Source organism: Acinetobacter sp. CIP 102637, assembly GCF_000368425.1.
In the GTDB taxonomy this organism is placed as follows: Bacteria; Pseudomonadota; Gammaproteobacteria; order Pseudomonadales; family Moraxellaceae; genus Acinetobacter; species Acinetobacter parvus.
Genome location: NZ_KB849435.1, coordinates 177,072 through 193,482, shown reverse-complemented (window position 1 = coordinate 193,482; position 16,411 = coordinate 177,072). Strand labels below are relative to the sequence as shown.

The window sequence follows — 16,411 nt, the reverse complement described above, 5'->3', positions numbered from 1 at the left end:
CTCCACTCAGTTTAATGATGCGAGCAAATCTATGGAGTTTGTAGTTGAACCTTGGCACTGGTTCGTATTAGGGATTTTACTGATTCTTTCAGAGTTGATTTTGCCTGCTTTTGCCGCATTATGGTTTGGCATAGCAGCAGTCATGGTATGTATTTTACTGTGGCTTTTCCCAATGATGGGCTTTACCACCCAAGTGGTGACCTGGGGAATTTTATCTATTTTATGTACGATACTCTGGTTCAAGTTTATCAAGCCACTCTCGACTGATAAAACCAAGGCAGGATTACCACGGGAAGCCACGATTGGACAAGTGGGTATGGTCATCCGTACTGGGCTTGACCATGATCAGATCATTGTACGCTTTCCAATGCCTGTTTTGGGCTCAGATGAATGGAATTGCCGAACCACAACGGCTGTTCAAGTCGGTGACCGTGTTCGGGTCGTTGATATTCTAGGTAATGATTTAGTGGTCCAACCACATAGTAGTAATATTTCATAACAAAGAGGGTTTTGATATGTCTGCTGGAGCGATTATTGTTTTAGCTCTTTTGGTCTTTATTGGTATAACCATTTTTAAAGGGGTTCGTATTGTTCCCCAGGGTTATAAATGGATTGTACAACGTTTAGGTAAATATCATACTACGTTGAGTCCTGGCCTGAATTTTGTCATTCCATATGTTGATGAAGTGGCTTATAAAATCACCACCAAGGATATTGTGCTGGATATTCCTTCACAGGAAGTGATTACACGCGACAATGCGGTCTTGGTGATGAATGCAGTTGCCTATATCAACCTGACCACACCTGAAAAAGCGGTGTATGGCATTGAAAACTATACATGGGCAATTCAAAACCTTGTTCAAACTTCACTACGTTCCATCGTGGGTGAAATGGACTTGGACGATGCGTTGTCTTCCCGTGACCATATCAAAGCGAAATTAAAAGCCGCGATTTCTGATGATATTTCAGACTGGGGAATCACGCTCAAAACCGTTGAGATTCAGGATATTCAACCTTCACATACCATGCAGGCTGCAATGGAAGAACAAGCGGCAGCAGAGCGTCAACGTCGTGCTGCTGTAACCAAAGCAGATGGTGAAAAACAGGCAGCTATTTTAAGTGCAGAAGGCCGTCTGGAAGCATCCCGTCGTGATGCAGAAGCGCAAGTGGTACTTGCTGAAGCCTCACAACGTGCCATTGAAATGGTCACCAGTGCTGTGGGAGATAAAGAAATTCCTGTTGCCTACCTATTGGGTGAACAATATGTGAAAGCCATGCAGGATTTATCCAAATCAAGTAATTCAAAAACTGTGGTACTCCCTGCTGATGTACTGAATGCAATTCGTGGGATTATGGGTAAGCATTAATTTTTAGTTATAAAAAAACGTACTATCTCTAAAGATGGTGCGTTTTTTTATTGAGCAAATACCATCTAACCTGTGTAGTTGATATTTATTGCTCAGCTAATTTCTTAATTTTACGATCAAAAATAAAAGGGCCAAAAGGTAGGATCGCAGCAATCAACCCCATGTTAAAAATACTCAGTGACCATTTCATACGGTGACAAACAACCAGCAAGACCGCTAAAAACAACAAGAACAGTACTCCATGTCCCATACCAATGTATTTGACAAAAACAGGATTATCCCAAATATATTTAATCGGCATCGCAACACCAAGCAATAACAGGAAACTGATTCCCTCAAGCGTACCCACGAAACGTAAAGTTTTAATATTCATTATGATGCTGTTCCTGTCATTAACTTTTTCGTGCCAGTAAAAACTGTGCAATTGCCACCAGCTCTCTGGCGCCATCACCAAAATAGCCCAATGCTTCAAATGCCTGATCATGTAGGGTTTGCGCATAGGCCTGAGCTTTTTCCAAACCCATTAAGGCTGGATAAGTCGATTTTTGTACCTGCTCATCCTTACCCGCAGTTTTACCCAACGTTTCAGTGCTGGCGGTAATATCCAGAATGTCATCCTGAACCTGAAAAGCCAAACCAATGCTTTGCCCAAACTGGCGCAACTTTGGAATCGCCTGATCCGTACCTGCAAAAATTGTCACTGCACCCATCATAATCGCGGCCTGAATCAAGGCACCTGTTTTATTACGGTGAATATTTTCCAGTTCAGCCTGATCGACCTGTTTGCCTTCAGCCTGTAAATCCAGTACCTGACCACAGACCATTTTTGAACTGGCGGTGGCTAAAATCTGCATTTGCTTCAGTACAATTGCAGCATCTGTACCTTGACCTTGTTCATCAAACAAACGGCTTCCCAGAATTTCAAATGCCATGGATTGCAAGATGTCACCTGCCAACAAGGCAGTGTCCTCACCAAATGCCACATGGCAGGTTGGCTGCCCACGACGCAGTAAATCATTATCCATACAGGGTAAGTCATCATGTGCTAAGGAATAACAATGTATTAACTCAATCGCAACGGCAGCACGACGAGCCGCTGCAAAATTATGATTCGGCAATAGAGCTGCTGTTGCATAACACAATGCAGGACGAACACGCTTTCCCCCTAGCATCACGGCATGATGCACAGCGGCCTTTAACGGTTCTGGAATGGAGAATGCAGCCAATGCTGTCAATAAATCCTGTTGAATACGTTGTTGAGCTTGTTGTAAAACATCCGCATTAACTTGAGAAATAGATGACACAATTGCCTCTGGAAGCTTGAATGATAAGGATAAAGACAGGACCTGTCAGAATGGCGACATCATACCATTATTTATCTCAGGAAATTGTGTTTGTATTTTTAACTTATTCAAAATAATAAAGCCTCCAAAAGGAGACTCTATCAAGAGATTTACTGGGATAATTTAGAACGTATCACCTGGTACACGCACCCAACCTTCCATTAACACACGTGCGCTACGGCTCATAATGGCTTTTTTCACGGCCCATTTGCCATCAATCAACTCAGCTTGAGCGCCAACACGCAATGTCCCTGATGGATGACCAAAACGAACCGCTTCACGCTCACCACCGCCTGCTGCCAGATTCACCAACGTTCCTGGAATGGCTGCTGCCGTACCAATCGCAACTGCGGCTGTGCCCATCATGGCGTGGTGCAGCTTACCCATCGACAAGGCACGCACCAATAAATCCACATCAGCCGCTTCAACGGTTTTACCACTTGAAGAGGTATAGGCTTTCGGCTGAGAAACAAAGGCAATTTTAGGCGTATGCTGACGGGCAGCAGCTTCAGAAATATCTTTTATTAAGCCCATTTGTAGCGCGCCATAGGCACGGATTTTTTCAAAGCGCGCCAAGGCAGCGTTATCACCATTGATATGATCCTGCAATTCTGTACCCTGATAGCCAATATCTTCCGCATTCAGGAAAATGGTTGGAATACCCGCATTGATAAAGGTGGCCTGAAATGTACCAATCTCAGGTACTTCAAGCTGATCCACCACATTGCCTGTAGGGAACATATCGCCGCCCTCTTCACCATCATCGGCAGGGTCTAAAAATTCAATCTGCACTTCCGCTGCTGGAAAGGTCACGCCATCCAGTTCAAAGTCACCTGTTTCCTGTACCTGACCATTGGTTACTGGCACATGCGCAATAATGGTTTTCTGGATATTCTTCTGCCAAATGCGTACCGTACAGATGCCATTTTCAGGAATACGTTCGGCATCCACCAGACCATTGGAAATGGCAAATGAACCGACTGCTGCGGTGAGGTTGCCACAGTTACCACTCCAGTCCACAAATGGCTGGTCAATCGAAACCTGTCCAAATAAATAATCTACATCATGTTCTGGTTGTGAACTTTTTGCCAAAATCACGGTTTTGCTGGTACTTGAAGTTGCACCACCCATGCCATCAATTTGCTTGCCATAAGGGTCTGGACTGCCAATCACACGAAGAAGAAGTTGATCACGTGCCTTTCCTGCCACCTGTGCCGCTTCAGGCAAATCATCCAGCTTGAAAAACACCCCCTTACTTGTGCCACCACGCATATAGGTTGCTGGGACTTTGATTTGCGGTACTGAGCTCATGTCAATTTCATCCTTTTATCATGTTTTGGTGCAGCTAGGTTTTGTGTTCAACGTTACTGCACAGCAGTCAAAAATGCCATACGACCAATGGTTTTTTAGGCAAATTATCGTTAGCAAAATATGTTGTTTATATTGGGTATATCAGCATGATTTAACAATAGCACTAAAGCCAACAAACATGGTTAAAAAACAAACTTGCCTTTCAAGCGTACAAATATAAATCAATATTTATTTTATCAATCATTCAAATATAGGATTTTAAATAACTTTTAAAAACTACTTTACAGTCATAGCCTGCCTGTACTTTTACTAGGCGAAAATCCTGCAATCTATTAGAATAATCCACTTATTCATCGTCGAGCTCAGTCCTTTGAACAACGATTCTTCTCAACTTCAGCGTGGACTAAAAAACCGCCATATCCAGCTCATTGCGATGGGTGGAGCAATTGGTACGGGCTTATTTTTAGGTTCTGCACAGGTGATCCAGTCTGCTGGACCATCCATTATTTTGGGTTATGCGATTGGCGGCTTGATTGCCTTTTTAATCATGCGTCAACTTGGTGAAATGATTGTTGAAGAGCCTGTTGCAGGTTCATTTAGCCATTTCGCCTATCAGTATTGGGGTAAGTTTCCAGGTTTCCTGTCAGGCTGGAACTATTGGGTATTGTATATCCTTGTTGCCATGAGTGAGCTGACGGCGGTCGCCAAATATATCAATTACTGGTGGCCTCATATTGCCGCCTGGCAATCGGTGCTGTTCTTCTTCGTCATCATTACTGCCATTAACCTGACCAATGTAAAATTTTATGGTGAGTCAGAATTCTGGCTTGCCATTATCAAGGTCACGGCCGTGGTTGCCATGATCCTGTTTGGCCTTTTCCTGCTCTTTACCGCAGATGCCAATTCAACCGCCTCATTTAGCAACCTCTGGGCGCATGGTGGCTTTTTCCCAAATGGCTTCGATGGCCTTTTCTATATGCTAGCATTCTTGATGTTTGCCTTTGGTGGGATTGAACTGATTGGTATGGCAGCAGCCGAAGCCAATGATCCAAAGAAAACCATTCCTAAAGCGATCAATCAGGTTGTGTTCCGTATTCTGATTTTCTACATCGGTTCACTCACAATTTTATTATCACTTGTGCCCTGGAATCAGTTGGATTTAGGCGGTCTGGATAAAAGCCCATTTGTGATGATCTTTAGCCAGATGGGAATTGGCTGGGCTGCACATTTACTTAACTTTATTATCCTGACTGCTGCTTTATCAGTCTATAACAGTGGTATGTATGCCAATAGTCGTATGTTGTACGGTCTGGCTCAACAAGGCAATGCGCCTAAAGTGTTTGCCAAGACCAATAAACAGGGTGTGCCTGTACCAGCGGTTTTACTGTCTGCCTTATTGATCTTTGGCTGTGTGTTGTTGAACTACTTTGTTCCAGAAGATGCCCTTGGCCATTTGATGTATGTAGTGGTCGGCGCACTGGTTTTAAACTGGGCGATGATCAGCCTGACCCACCTGAAATTCAAGGCGATGACCAAGACAAAAGGCCTGAAAACCAGCTTCCCTGCGTTATGGTCGCCATTGAGTAACTATTTGGTCTTGGCATTTATTGCTGTGGTGTTGTACATCATGTGGCAGCAGGGCTTTAAGGAATCCGTGCTGATGATTCCAATCTGGATTGTGCTGATGTTTTTACTGTATAAAGTGCTGAATTTAAAAGCCAAGAATTAAACACTTGATCGGTATTGAAAAAGTGATTGTTCTAGCAATCACTTTTTTGTTTATGCTTTTTCATTTACAATCACCGCACTATGCGCCCTTAGCTTAACTGGATAGAGCAGTTGCCTCCTAAGCGACCGACGTGGGTTCGAGTCCCGCAGGGCGCACCATTTTATGGTTTATTTTGATATAAAACATTCCACCCAAAAATAAAACATACATTAAATTCAAATATTTAATTAAAATCAAATCTAATTTAGTCTATAAATTTCCAACTTAATACATATTTTTTTGCGGTAATTTTTACGGTAAGATGTACTACCGCAAAAACTCTTACCGTAAAAAGGCCAAAAATAGTTATACCACTTACAGATACCAAGATTAAAACTATCAAAGCAGACTCTACAAAAGTTCAGAAGCTTGCCGATGGTAATGGTTTATTTTTGATTATCTCTAAGACTGGGGATAAGAGCTGGAGATTTGACTACTCACGCCCCTATACCAAAAAAAGAAATTCCTTAAGCTTTGGTTCCTATCCAACAGTCACTCTAGCTGATGCAAGAATTAGACGTGAAGAAGCCCGTACCCTTCTCTCTCAAAATATCGACCCACATGTTGAAAAAGTTAGAATTGAGAATGAGATATTAAATACGAATAATAATACTTTCCAAAATATTTCAAATGAGTGGATGGCAAAGCAAGACTTTGCTGAATCAACGATTAAAGGGCAACAACGCTTATTAGAAGTAATCAATCAGCATATTGGTAAAATCCCAATACATGAGATTAAAGCCATGGATATCCTGAAGGTTTGTCGAATTTATGAAAAAGAAGGCAAATTAGAAACAGCTTAAAAGGTCAAAGTGAAATGTGGTCAAGTTCTGCGCTACGCGGTTTCTATTGGATTTTGTGAGCGTGATGTTACTCAAGATTTAAAGGGAGCCATCTCCCCTCCCAAAGTGACACATATGGCCGCTTTGGTAGAACTGATGTGGTTCTAGGATTTTAGACCACGCCTATAAGTGATAATCTACTCCCCAATAAGCATACCAGTAAGCCTAATCTTGCACACCGTATTTTCCCATATCTGTTGAAAAACATGGTCATCGATCACTCTAATCAAGTCTGGTGTACAGATATCACATACATTCCTATGGCTAAAGGCTTTGTCTATCTGTGTGCAATTATAGATTGGCATAGTCGTAAAGTACTGGCTCATCGTGTATCGATCAGTATGGAAACAGACTTTTGCATAGATGCGTTGCAAGAAGCAATTGTGAAATATGGTTGTCCTGAGGTGTTCAATACAGACCAAGGCAGTCAATTCACAAGCGAGGCATTTTTGAATGAGTTAAAATTGCGAAATATCCGTATCAGTATGGATGGGAAAGGACGATGGATGGATAATGTGATGATTGAGCGTTTATGGCGCAGCGTGAAGCATGAGGAAGTCTATTTGAAGGCTTACGATACGGTTAAACAAGCGAAACAATCAATTGCTGAATATTTGGGTTTTTATAACATGATACGTCCTCATTCAAGTTTGAATAAGGCAACACCGAATGAATTTTATGATCAACATTTACTAAAAGTAATGGCAGCATAATTTAAATATTTAGAGCGGATTTATCACTTATAAAACTGAATTGAGTGGTCTAATTAACGGAACCACATTACTTTAAATACTTATGATGGATATTAAGTAACTAAGAATAAACCATTATGCTTTTGATTGGATCAGTGATATTAGGTGTTTTAAAACTTTAGGAATACAAGAAATCGTGCTTTTAGGACCACTTTAAAATGGGATTTCAATTTTTTATTGGCATTAATCCATGAATACAAATCTTCATTTAGCAGTCCAATTTGTTCTAGGTGCTTTTACAGTTCAAGATATAGTTGGTGATACTTTAGATTGGCGATATATCATGTACTCTCATCGTCGATTTAATTTATCCATTGGTGTACAAGATAAAATCAATGAGGCAATTCAATGTTGCATTGAGCAAGGCTATCTAACCCATGATCATAGATTGACTGAAAAAGGGTTTATAAAACTGAGAGCGTAAGAAAATAAGATTACCCACAATTTACATCGTGGGTAATCTTTAATTGCCTCTAAAAGTAATTACTTTCCTTTCCCAACCAACTCTTAATTTTTCAAATGAAAAAACTTTTAAGCTTCGTTATTTCCCTCTAACCATTTGGTCGAGTCACAATTGGAAAAATTGAATCTGGACGTTTAAACATGGCAAAGAATTTTCCAATTTTCAATGGATTGCCTTTTACTTTACTGTCTTTAGACAGCAGGACTTTTACCCCTTCTATTTGACCTGTAATCATTTTTAGATATAAGGGCTTGGTTACGGTTAATGTTGGGCAATCCGATGCCAAATCTTTACTGTCATCATGACGCTTAAACTGCATGACTGAGTTTTCAACCCATAATGAAAAATTCTCTTGGGTATCCGACAAAACCAGATTGATACACTGGTTTTCATTTTTTAAATTTTCCACATCTAAATTTGTCGCCATGGCTTCAAGAAATCTTTCAGTTGGCGTGTGAATCAATAAATCACTCGGATCAGATGTATTTTGTAGGGGTACATTATTCTGTAGCTCTTGAGCGCCCACCAAAAAGAAATTACGCCAAGTTGAAGCCTCAGCTGCATAGCCCAATCGTCGATACGTATTTGCCAATAAGTCTTTTGCTTGCTGGTTCTGAGGGTTATTCAACACAATATGTTTTAAAATCTCAGCAGCCCATCTATAGTCAGCTTGAGCATAAGCATCCTGCGCATTTTTCAATGCATTATTCTCCCCGCCTGCCAACTCAATATATTTTTTTGCAACAGCTTTAGGCGGCAATGGATCTAAATTGGAAGGATGAGCATCGAACCACCCCATATAGTATTGGTATACCGCTTTTACATTATGCTTTAGGGTTCCATAATAGCCATGCGCATATAGTTTTTGGTCAAGTGCCACTGGAAGCTGAATTTTTTCGGCAATTTCAGCACCATTAAAACCAGAGTTCATATATCTCACCGTCTGATCATGCGTGAACTTATAAACATCTCGCTGGGTTTTAATAAAATCTTGAATATTGTCATTGCCCCAGACCGGCCAATGATGCTGTGCAATCAATACATCGGATGTTTTGGCATGCTGCATTGCTTGGTCTAAATAGCCCACCCATTTTAAGGCATCACGGACTTTGGCACCGCGGAGGGTATAAAGATTATGCATGGTATGCGAAAGAATTTCCGCGCCATTATAAAGTTTCAGCGATGGAATAGAGAATGTTAACTCTGCTGGCGCTTCTGAACCCGGCACGTTATAAAACACAAAATCCAAGCCATCAATGGCCATTTTCTGTTCTGCTTGGGTGATCAGTTGTGTAGGCTCAAGGATGCCCATTTTACCCACAGCAACAGCCTTACCTAAACCTGTATCCACCAATCCTTCCGCATTCTTTGGTAGAAAAGTTCCATACATATAAGTCGCACGACGTATCATGGCTGAACCTGCCATCACATTTTCACTGGTCGCTTCTTCCATAAAGCCTTGCGGCGCAATAATTGGGGTTTTTCTAGCGTTAATTTCTTCTGTAGAAAGAACACCTAATGCACCACCAAAATGATCGATATGGCTATGGGTAAAGATAATGGCTGAAATTTTTTGCTCACCTAAATGCTGCCTAGCAAATTTAAGTGCTGCTTCCGCCGTTTCTTTAGAGGTTAATGTATCCACAATAATCCAGCCAGTATCGCCCTGAATAATGGTCATATTTGCCAAATCAAAACCACGAATTTGCCAAACTCGATCTGTGACTTTAAATAGACCAACATTATTGTTGAGCTTTGCTTGTCGCCATAGCGCAGGATTAACAGTATTTGGTGCTGGATCATTTAAAAAATTAAACGCATCAAAATCCCAGATCACATTGCCTTTTTCACTTTTAATTTGACCTGTTGGCTTGGCAATAAAGCCTTTTTGCGCATAATTAAACTCCGTCATATCGTCTAAATTATATTTGGTTTTATACGCATTATTTGATTCAATGACTGCTTTTTCGACTTGCCCATTTGCTGCAAAAACAGAAAATGGCAAAATAAACATCAATGAGACCGTTAAAAAATTAATTTTCATTGTCGTTCCTTCTTTAAAATATCCATAATTTTTGATTTTCTGATCTGTACTATTGATGTGGTTCTAGGATTTTAGACCACGCCTATAAGAAAACCCAATACCAGTAAGCCTAATCTTGCACACCGTATTTTCCCATATCTGTTGAAAAACATGGTCATCGATCACTCTAATCAAGTCTGGTGTACAGATATCACATACATTCCTATGGCTAAAGGCTTTGTCTATCTGTGTGCAATTATAGATTGGCATAGTCGTAAAGTACTGGCTCATCGTGTATCGATCAGTATGGAAACAGACTTTTGCATAGATGCGTTGCAAGAAGCAATTGTGAAATATGGTTGTCCAGAGGTGTTTAATACAGACCAAGGCAGTCAATTCACAAGCGAGGCATTTTTGAATGAGTTAAAATTGCGAAATATCCGTATCAGTATGGATGGGAAAGGACGGTGGAGAGATAATGTGATGATTGAGCGGTTATGGCGCAGCTTGAAGCATGAGGAAGTCTATTTGAAGGCTTACGATACGGTTAAACAAGCGAAACAATCAATTGCTGAATATTTGGATTTTTATAACACGATACGTCCTCATTCAAGTTTGAATAAGGCAACACCAAATGAATTTTATGATCAACATTTACTAAAAGTAATGGCAGCATAATTTAAATATTTAGAGCGGATTTATCACTTATAAAACTGAATTGAGTGGTCTAATTAACGGAACCACATTATTTCCATACTAATCCTTTATATTTAGACGACTACAATAAAGTCTTACTTTTATTAATCAGTATTTATTTTACATTAAAATCATTATTTTAATAGATCATTATTCACTATAAAAAATGAATATTAATTAACACCAAAAACAACAATTCTACGTATAAAAACTGGCTATATCCGTTATTGCTTGGAGTAAAGAGTAATGGAGGCCTAAGACCTGAACCAAACTTTCAAAAAGTAAGTGAGTTATGCTTTTAAAGTATGGTAGAGAGCAATCAAGAAATTTGATAAAAGATAGGCTTTGCAATAGATGTGAATTGGCTTGAACAGTTATTATTTACTATTTCTAATTAAAAAAAGTGATTCAGCAATAATGTACCCCTCATTCAATAGAGGTACATGAGTATAAATGAGCTCATTAAACATTACATTCAACTCATTTATTGAGCCGAATATGTGTTATATTTAGCTCACCTTGGAAAGACTCTAAGTGGAGATTAAGATGCAAGATTGGATTTGGCAAAGTGACAACTGGGTAAACTTCACATGGGAAGATGAAATCATCTTACCCAAAACCAGACAAATTCATCAAAAAATTGGAATCCTACTTGGGCAAAGTCAACATGATTTAGCCAAAGAACAATTCACTTTAGATACTCTACTTGCCAATCTTGTAGCGTCATCAGCGATTGAAAATGAGACCTTAAATGTGTATTCATTACGCTCCTCACTTGCTCGTCGTTTGGGTGTTACCCTTGAACAACCTTACCCAAGTTCAGACCGATCTGAAGACTTAACCAACATCATGCTGGATGCGCTTAATAACGTAAAGCAACCACTTACTGTTAAACGTCTTATGCAATGGCACCAATGGCTTTTTAATGACCCTGATTGGACAATGCAGCGTTTACGTATTGGTCAACTCAGAGGTTCAGAACCAATGCAGGTTGTCTCTGGTCGATTGGACTATCCGACCGTTCACTTTGAAGCACCTCCTAGAGAAGGACTAGAAGAACGTTTAGAAGCTTTTATAAATTGGTTTAATCATAGTCTAACCGATGCGTTGCTTGACCCACTACTTCGTGCAGGCATTACTCACTTATGGTTTATCACACTTCACCCTTTTGATGATGGTAACGGTCGTATTACACGTACCCTCACAGACCTTGCATTAGCACAAATGGATGAACAGAGTATACGTTTGTATGCGATGTCCCCCGTTATATTAAATAAACGCAAAAGTTATTATGAAATATTAGAACAAACCCAAAAAAATGATTCCAATATCACCAATTGGCTTGTCTGGTTTTTAGATACTTTAAATGACAGCCTTGAAACGACGCTAAAGCAAATTGATCGAACATTGTTTAAGAGCCAGTTTTGGCATAAATATTCAAACTTAGATCTTCATGAAGGACAACGCAAAGTATTGAATCGTTTATTGGATGGAGGGGAAAATGGTTTTGAACATGGTATCAGTGCCTCACAATATCAAAAGGTTGCTAAAGTCAGTAAAGCAACGGCTACTCGTCACTTATCTGACTTGCTCGGAAAAGAGTGTATAATCAAATTGGAAGGTGGTGGGCGCAATACTCGCTATCAGATCAATACTCAATTATAAATAGAGTACTTTTATTTTTTACGGTATAGTTTGCGGTAAAATCAATTTAATTCATAAATTATAAACTTAAAATTCAATTATATAACATAATAGTTCGAGTCCCGCAGGGCGCACAATCACAATAAACAAATATAGAAAAATATATTTAAAAGCCTTTGATATATAATAATTTAACCAAAACAACATGACAAAATATACAATAATAAATAAGGATACCGTTGCAAAAAATGAGGATATATCCAGTTCTATCAACTTTTGTATCCTCATTCGCTATGGCTAAACACATCCCCCCCCCCTAACAGATTCAAAGTGTTCAAGTGCAAAACCAAAAGAGAAAGACTATTCCCTATACGATGGTCATGGGTTAAGCTTCTGTTAAATCACTGCAAATCACAGGGATGACATCATACACCTCAACATTGGCTTGTTCATGCTTGCCGCCCAGTAGCACCAGATACAACGACTTCATTTAAATATCCAAAATAAAAATTATGATTCAAAAAATTAAATTAACCGCAAGGTAAAATAATCTACAATATTTTAGGAGATTCGTGCTAAACACCAGTTATGAGAAGTAGAAATCAACGCTACAGAAAACTAATAAAAAACAACTAATTGCCGTGTAATAGGGAAAGTAGGCCCAAAAGCAATAATAACAGGATTGCAGATAGCATTTTCCAGAATAAAACAGGGTCCCTATCTACAAATGATTTACGTGCTGGCTGCACAAACAGAGGATTAGAATAATTTAAATCATAAATAAACTCTGAGATGTCCTCATAACGCTGCTCAGGATCAGGTCGAACCGCCTTTTCCAATGCCAGATCAACCCAGATCGGAATATCTTTGCGATATTCAAAGACCGAAAAATAATACAGCTTCCTCAAGTCTTTTCTGGATTTACATTTGGCAATATTGGTCTGGTAAGGTAAATCCCCTGTCAATAAATAATAGGTCAATACGGCAAGCGAATATTGGTCTGATCGGGTTGAAACAGGTTCCAGTAAAAAATATTCAGGTGCCATATAGGCCAACGTTCCCAAGGCAGCATCCTGTGTTTCCCGTTGCATTTCGCGAATGCCTGCAACACGACAAGACCCAAAATCAATGATTTTTACCGTTCCAAAGCGATCCAGCATAATATTTTCTGGGCGAATATCCTGATGCAACATTTCCAGTCGATGCATTGCCTGTAAACCCTTGGCAACTTGCGCAATAATTTGACGTACTTGATCCAATGCAATCGGTTGTTGCTGATCCAGCATCCATTGCTTTAAGGTCTGTCCCTCAACATAATGCATGGTATGGTAAATATAATGTCGTGGTCGGGTTTGAGGATAGGCGCTCAATACATGAGGACTATGAATCCGCTTGGCAATCCATTCCTCCAGTAAAAACTGTTCAGCCAAATATTGATCATGCTGCACCTCAGAGGCAGGCACTTTGATTACCAGCAACTGTTGCCGATCTATTTCATGTGCCAAATATAAAATACTACGGTGGCTGGTATAGATTTCCCGAAGCAGTTGATAACCATCAAATTGCGTAGGCACATTTAACGCTGGCACAAAAGCCAGTTGTGCATATTCAGGCAAAATATCCTGTGCTTCAATTTGAGGCAGTTTTTGCACTTGAATAATCTGAATGGTCAGGTTATCGGTACTGCCCTGCTGATAGGCCCATTCCACAATGTGCTGAGCAATTTGATCTAAACTGGTATTTGTTTGAGTTAAAAACTGAATGAGTTGCGCTTGGGGACAATATTCATACACCCCATCGGTCATCAAAATAAAAATATCGCCCTCATATAAGGCATAGTTTTGATAATCAATCTCTACCTTGGCATTAACCCCCAAGGCTCGGCTTAAATAGCTTTCTTGTGATGATAACCAAATCCGATGATCTGTCGTCAGTTGTTCCAATTGACCCGATTGCAGCCGATAAATTCGACTATCGCCAATATGGAACAGATGGGCAATCTGCCCTTTCAGCACCATAGCACTCAAGGTACAGACATAACCACGATCTTTATCAAAGCGATACTGGCTCTGTTGAGTCTGTGCGTATAACCAGCCATTGATTGCGGTCAGTACCCGTTCCACCGAGGTTTTGACGGTCCATGTTTCTGGCGTGGAAAAGTAGTCTGATAGCAATCCTGTAACGGCGGTTTGACTGGCAATGTGACTGACATTGCTGCTGCTAATACCATCCGCCAAGGCAAATGCCATGCCCTTATGCTGCAATAGATAGTTTTGCGGTAAAGTTGCGGCATAAAAGTCCTGATTGAGCTTTTTACGACCTTGATGAGAATATTGCCCCAGTTCAACCTGTAATTGTTGTGTCATTTTTATCTCAGTATTGAGCGGGAATCACTCCCTGATTCCCTTATGCCATTCAATAGCAAATCATTAGAAGCTACGTTTTGGTGCTGTTTTAACATGCGTGGTATAGAGCGCAAGACCTGTCAAAGCCAGACCACCCACTAAATTCCCCAATGCAACTGGAATCTCATTCCATAGGAAATAATCCATAATTGAAAAATCACCACCCATCATCATGGCAAATGGGAACAGGAACATATTCACCACAGAATGCTCAAAGCCCATGGCAAAGAACAGCATCACAGGCATCCACATGGCAATGAACTTACCACTCACCGAGGTCGAGATCATCGCACCAATCACCCCCAGTGAAACCATCCAGTTACACAGCATGCCGCGAATGAAAATTGTCATCCAGCCACCAAAGCCATATTCCTTATAGCCAATGGTTCGGTTTTCACCAATATGCGCAATTTTATTACCAATTTCATTTGGTTCAGTGGCAAATCCATAAGTATAAACAGCTGCCATCAACACAGCGACGGTTAATGCACCCGCGAAATTACCTAAAAACACCCAGCCCCAGTGTTTCAGGATTCTTGGAATGGTCACCCCTGGACGCTTGTCGATCCATGCCAATGGCGTTAATACAAAAACGCCCGTTAATAGGTCATAACCCAATAAATACAACATGCAAAATCCCACTGGGAACAACAACGCACCAATAAGTGGCACACCTGTTTGAATCCCAATCGTCACCGCAAATACAGCCGCAATCGCAAGGATTGCCCCTGCCATATAGGCACGAATCATCACATCCCGTGTTGCCATATGCAGTTTTGATTCGCCTGCATCAACAACCTTGACCGCAAACTCGGATGGCGCAATATACGACATAAACAATCCTCTATAGTTTCTTTAAAAATTTTTATAAAAAAAGGGCCTAAAGCATCTTTCAGCTTTAGGCCCCTTTGCCCATAAAAACGTAGTGATTAATTGAAATAGGCATCTTTGCCTGTCTAATTATTTAAAAGCAAATGGCATGCCAGAAATAAAAAAGACCTAAGTATTGATTCACCCAATTTGCGTGCCAGCGCAGTATGGTCTTGCTATCAAACTTGATATTGTCCTGTTCATGCACCCAACCCGTTGCTGTCAATGCATGGTGGTTGGTCCCAATAATCACATCGTAATCATTACGAATCGTATGCTCACGGCGTGGCAATGGACGATAGGTTTCATTTGAAGTCCATTCCGTTACCCCATTATCTTTGGTCCAACGCCCCAAACCTGCATAACATGGAGAGTCATCCACCTGCCATACTGTCTGCAACCATTTTCCTTGTGCATCCTGTTGTTTTAGCTCAATACTTTTCCATTTATAGTTACCAATATAGCTCCACATTTTTGTTGGTTCATATTCCCAATATTGTCGCACCTCATGTTTGAATTCGCCTTGACATCCTCCCCGACCTAAAGGACGGGGATTCCTCCTGCGAGACGCTCATGTCCGAGCGCAAGAATATTCAGTGCGGAATTTACATCCCGATCATGGAGCGTACCGCACTCCATGCACTGCCATTCTCTTATTCCAAGACCTGTCCTACCTTTCGGACTACTACAGCGTGAGCCACAGCACGAACACGTTTGGGTGGTATACGCTTCATTGACTTCTTCATACCATACCCCTGCGTTCTCGCATTTATACTTAAGCATGGTTCTTAGTGTTGTCCAACTTGCATCTAATACAGACTTAGCTAATTTAGTCCGTGCTAGTGCTTTGGCATTCACATTGCCAATGAAGATTGCTGCATGTTCATTCACCAGTTTATGACTGAATTGATGCAACATGTTTTGACG

Annotated in this window: 12 protein-coding genes, 1 tRNA gene and 4 pseudogenes; 9 read left to right on the top strand and 8 right to left on the bottom strand. The window is 40.5% G+C overall.

The window, feature by feature from the left end; all coding sequences use genetic code 11:
* Nucleotides 1-31: 31 nt before the first annotated feature.
* Together F967_RS04090 and F967_RS04085 are read left to right on the top strand one after the other, a co-directional pair.
* On the top strand, nt 32-499 hold the full coding sequence (locus F967_RS04090; RefSeq protein WP_004675003.1) for an NfeD family protein: 468 nt from the start codon (nt 32-34) through the stop codon (nt 497-499).
* A gap of 16 nt (nt 500-515) precedes the next feature.
* Nucleotides 516-1,367, top strand: a complete 852-nt coding sequence (locus F967_RS04085; protein WP_004675007.1) for an SPFH domain-containing protein — start codon at nt 516-518, stop codon at nt 1,365-1,367.
* An 85-nt stretch (nt 1,368-1,452) separates the two neighbouring features.
* Here the strand turns inward: F967_RS04085 and F967_RS04080 are convergent, their stop codons facing one another.
* The 3 genes from F967_RS04080 to prpF form a co-directional block, all read right to left on the bottom strand.
* Complete coding sequence (locus tag F967_RS04080) at nt 1,453-1,740, bottom strand: DUF3817 domain-containing protein (RefSeq protein WP_004681563.1); 288 nt, start codon at nt 1,738-1,740, stop codon at nt 1,453-1,455.
* Nucleotides 1,741-1,759: 19 nt separating this feature from the next.
* Nucleotides 1,760-2,671, bottom strand: coding sequence for a polyprenyl synthetase family protein (locus F967_RS04075; protein WP_004760916.1), 912 nt, complete (start codon nt 2,669-2,671; stop codon nt 1,760-1,762).
* Nucleotides 2,672-2,833: 162 nt separating this feature from the next.
* Entirely contained in the window at nt 2,834-4,021 is a 1,188-nt protein-coding gene (prpF, locus tag F967_RS04070; RefSeq protein ID WP_004798363.1) for a 2-methylaconitate cis-trans isomerase PrpF, read from the bottom strand.
* 370 nt (nt 4,022-4,391) lie between these two features.
* Here prpF and F967_RS04065 point away from each other — a divergent pair, with 370 nt between their 5' ends.
* The 5 genes and pseudogenes from F967_RS04065 to F967_RS04045 all read left to right on the top strand — a co-directional run bounded on the left by F967_RS04065 (nt 4,392) and on the right by F967_RS04045 (nt 7,807).
* The gene (locus F967_RS04065; RefSeq protein ID WP_004798361.1) at nt 4,392-5,750 is read left to right on the top strand and encodes an amino acid permease; all 1,359 of its coding nucleotides are present in this window, start codon (nt 4,392-4,394) and stop codon (nt 5,748-5,750) included.
* Between the two features lie 82 nt (nt 5,751-5,832).
* A tRNA-Arg gene (locus F967_RS04060) sits at nt 5,833-5,908 on the top strand.
* Between the two features lie 129 nt (nt 5,909-6,037).
* Nucleotides 6,038-6,724: pseudogene (locus F967_RS04055) on the top strand (tyrosine-type recombinase/integrase); the annotation flags it as partial.
* Between the two features lie 59 nt (nt 6,725-6,783).
* Nucleotides 6,784-7,344 (top strand): annotated as a pseudogene (locus tag F967_RS04050) (IS3 family transposase); the annotation flags it as partial.
* 229 nt (nt 7,345-7,573) lie between these two features.
* Nucleotides 7,574-7,807 (top strand): hypothetical protein, encoded by a 234-nt coding sequence (locus F967_RS04045; RefSeq protein ID WP_004798357.1) that lies wholly within the window; start codon nt 7,574-7,576, stop codon nt 7,805-7,807.
* A 127-nt stretch (nt 7,808-7,934) separates the two neighbouring features.
* Here the strand turns inward: F967_RS04045 and F967_RS04040 are convergent, their stop codons facing one another.
* Complete coding sequence (locus F967_RS04040; RefSeq protein ID WP_004798355.1) at nt 7,935-9,890, bottom strand: alkyl/aryl-sulfatase; 1,956 nt, start codon at nt 9,888-9,890, stop codon at nt 7,935-7,937.
* 90 nt (nt 9,891-9,980) lie between these two features.
* Here F967_RS04040 and F967_RS04035 point away from each other — a divergent pair.
* Together F967_RS04035 and F967_RS04030 are read left to right on the top strand one after the other, a co-directional pair.
* Nucleotides 9,981-10,547: pseudogene (locus F967_RS04035) on the top strand (IS3 family transposase); the annotation flags it as partial.
* Between the two features lie 564 nt (nt 10,548-11,111).
* Complete coding sequence (locus F967_RS04030; protein WP_004755996.1) at nt 11,112-12,230, top strand: Fic family protein; 1,119 nt, start codon at nt 11,112-11,114, stop codon at nt 12,228-12,230.
* Between the two features lie 611 nt (nt 12,231-12,841).
* On the opposite strand, the gene F967_RS04025 is transcribed toward F967_RS04030, so the two are convergent.
* The 4 genes and pseudogenes from F967_RS04025 to F967_RS04010 form a co-directional block, all read right to left on the bottom strand.
* A complete protein-coding gene (locus F967_RS04025) occupies nt 12,842-14,575 on the bottom strand; it encodes a bifunctional protein-serine/threonine kinase/phosphatase (RefSeq protein ID WP_004798350.1) in 1,734 nt (577 codons plus the stop codon).
* A gap of 63 nt (nt 14,576-14,638) precedes the next feature.
* Nucleotides 14,639-15,448 (bottom strand): formate/nitrite transporter family protein, encoded by an 810-nt coding sequence (locus F967_RS04020; RefSeq protein WP_004756001.1) that lies wholly within the window; start codon nt 15,446-15,448, stop codon nt 14,639-14,641.
* Between the two features lie 179 nt (nt 15,449-15,627).
* A pseudogene (locus F967_RS04015) lies at nt 15,628-15,986 on the bottom strand (DUF6607 family protein); the annotation flags it as partial.
* Nucleotides 15,987-16,024: 38 nt separating this feature from the next.
* A partial coding sequence (locus F967_RS04010; protein ID WP_004798345.1) for an RNA-guided endonuclease InsQ/TnpB family protein occupies nt 16,025-16,411 on the bottom strand: 387 nt, incomplete at its 5' end.

Excerpts from the sequence above, each read along its gene's own strand:
- F967_RS04090 (WP_004675003.1), top strand. The coding sequence starts at position 32 with ATGGAGTTTGTAGTTGAACCTTGGCACTGGTTCGTATTAGGGATTTTA.
- F967_RS04085 (WP_004675007.1), top strand. The coding sequence starts at position 516 with ATGTCTGCTGGAGCGATTATTGTTTTAGCTCTTTTGGTCTTTATTGGT.
- F967_RS04080 (WP_004681563.1), bottom strand. The coding sequence starts at position 1,740 with ATGAATATTAAAACTTTACGTTTCGTGGGTACGCTTGAGGGAATCAGT.
- prpF (WP_004798363.1), bottom strand. The coding sequence starts at position 4,021 with ATGAGCTCAGTACCGCAAATCAAAGTCCCAGCAACCTATATGCGTGGT.
- F967_RS04045 (WP_004798357.1), top strand. The coding sequence starts at position 7,574 with ATGAATACAAATCTTCATTTAGCAGTCCAATTTGTTCTAGGTGCTTTT.
- F967_RS04040 (WP_004798355.1), bottom strand. The coding sequence starts at position 9,890 with ATGAAAATTAATTTTTTAACGGTCTCATTGATGTTTATTTTGCCATTT.
- F967_RS04030 (WP_004755996.1), top strand. The coding sequence starts at position 11,112 with ATGCAAGATTGGATTTGGCAAAGTGACAACTGGGTAAACTTCACATGG.
- F967_RS04025 (WP_004798350.1), bottom strand. The coding sequence starts at position 14,575 with ATGACACAACAATTACAGGTTGAACTGGGGCAATATTCTCATCAAGGT.
- F967_RS04020 (WP_004756001.1), bottom strand. The coding sequence starts at position 15,448 with ATGTCGTATATTGCGCCATCCGAGTTTGCGGTCAAGGTTGTTGATGCA.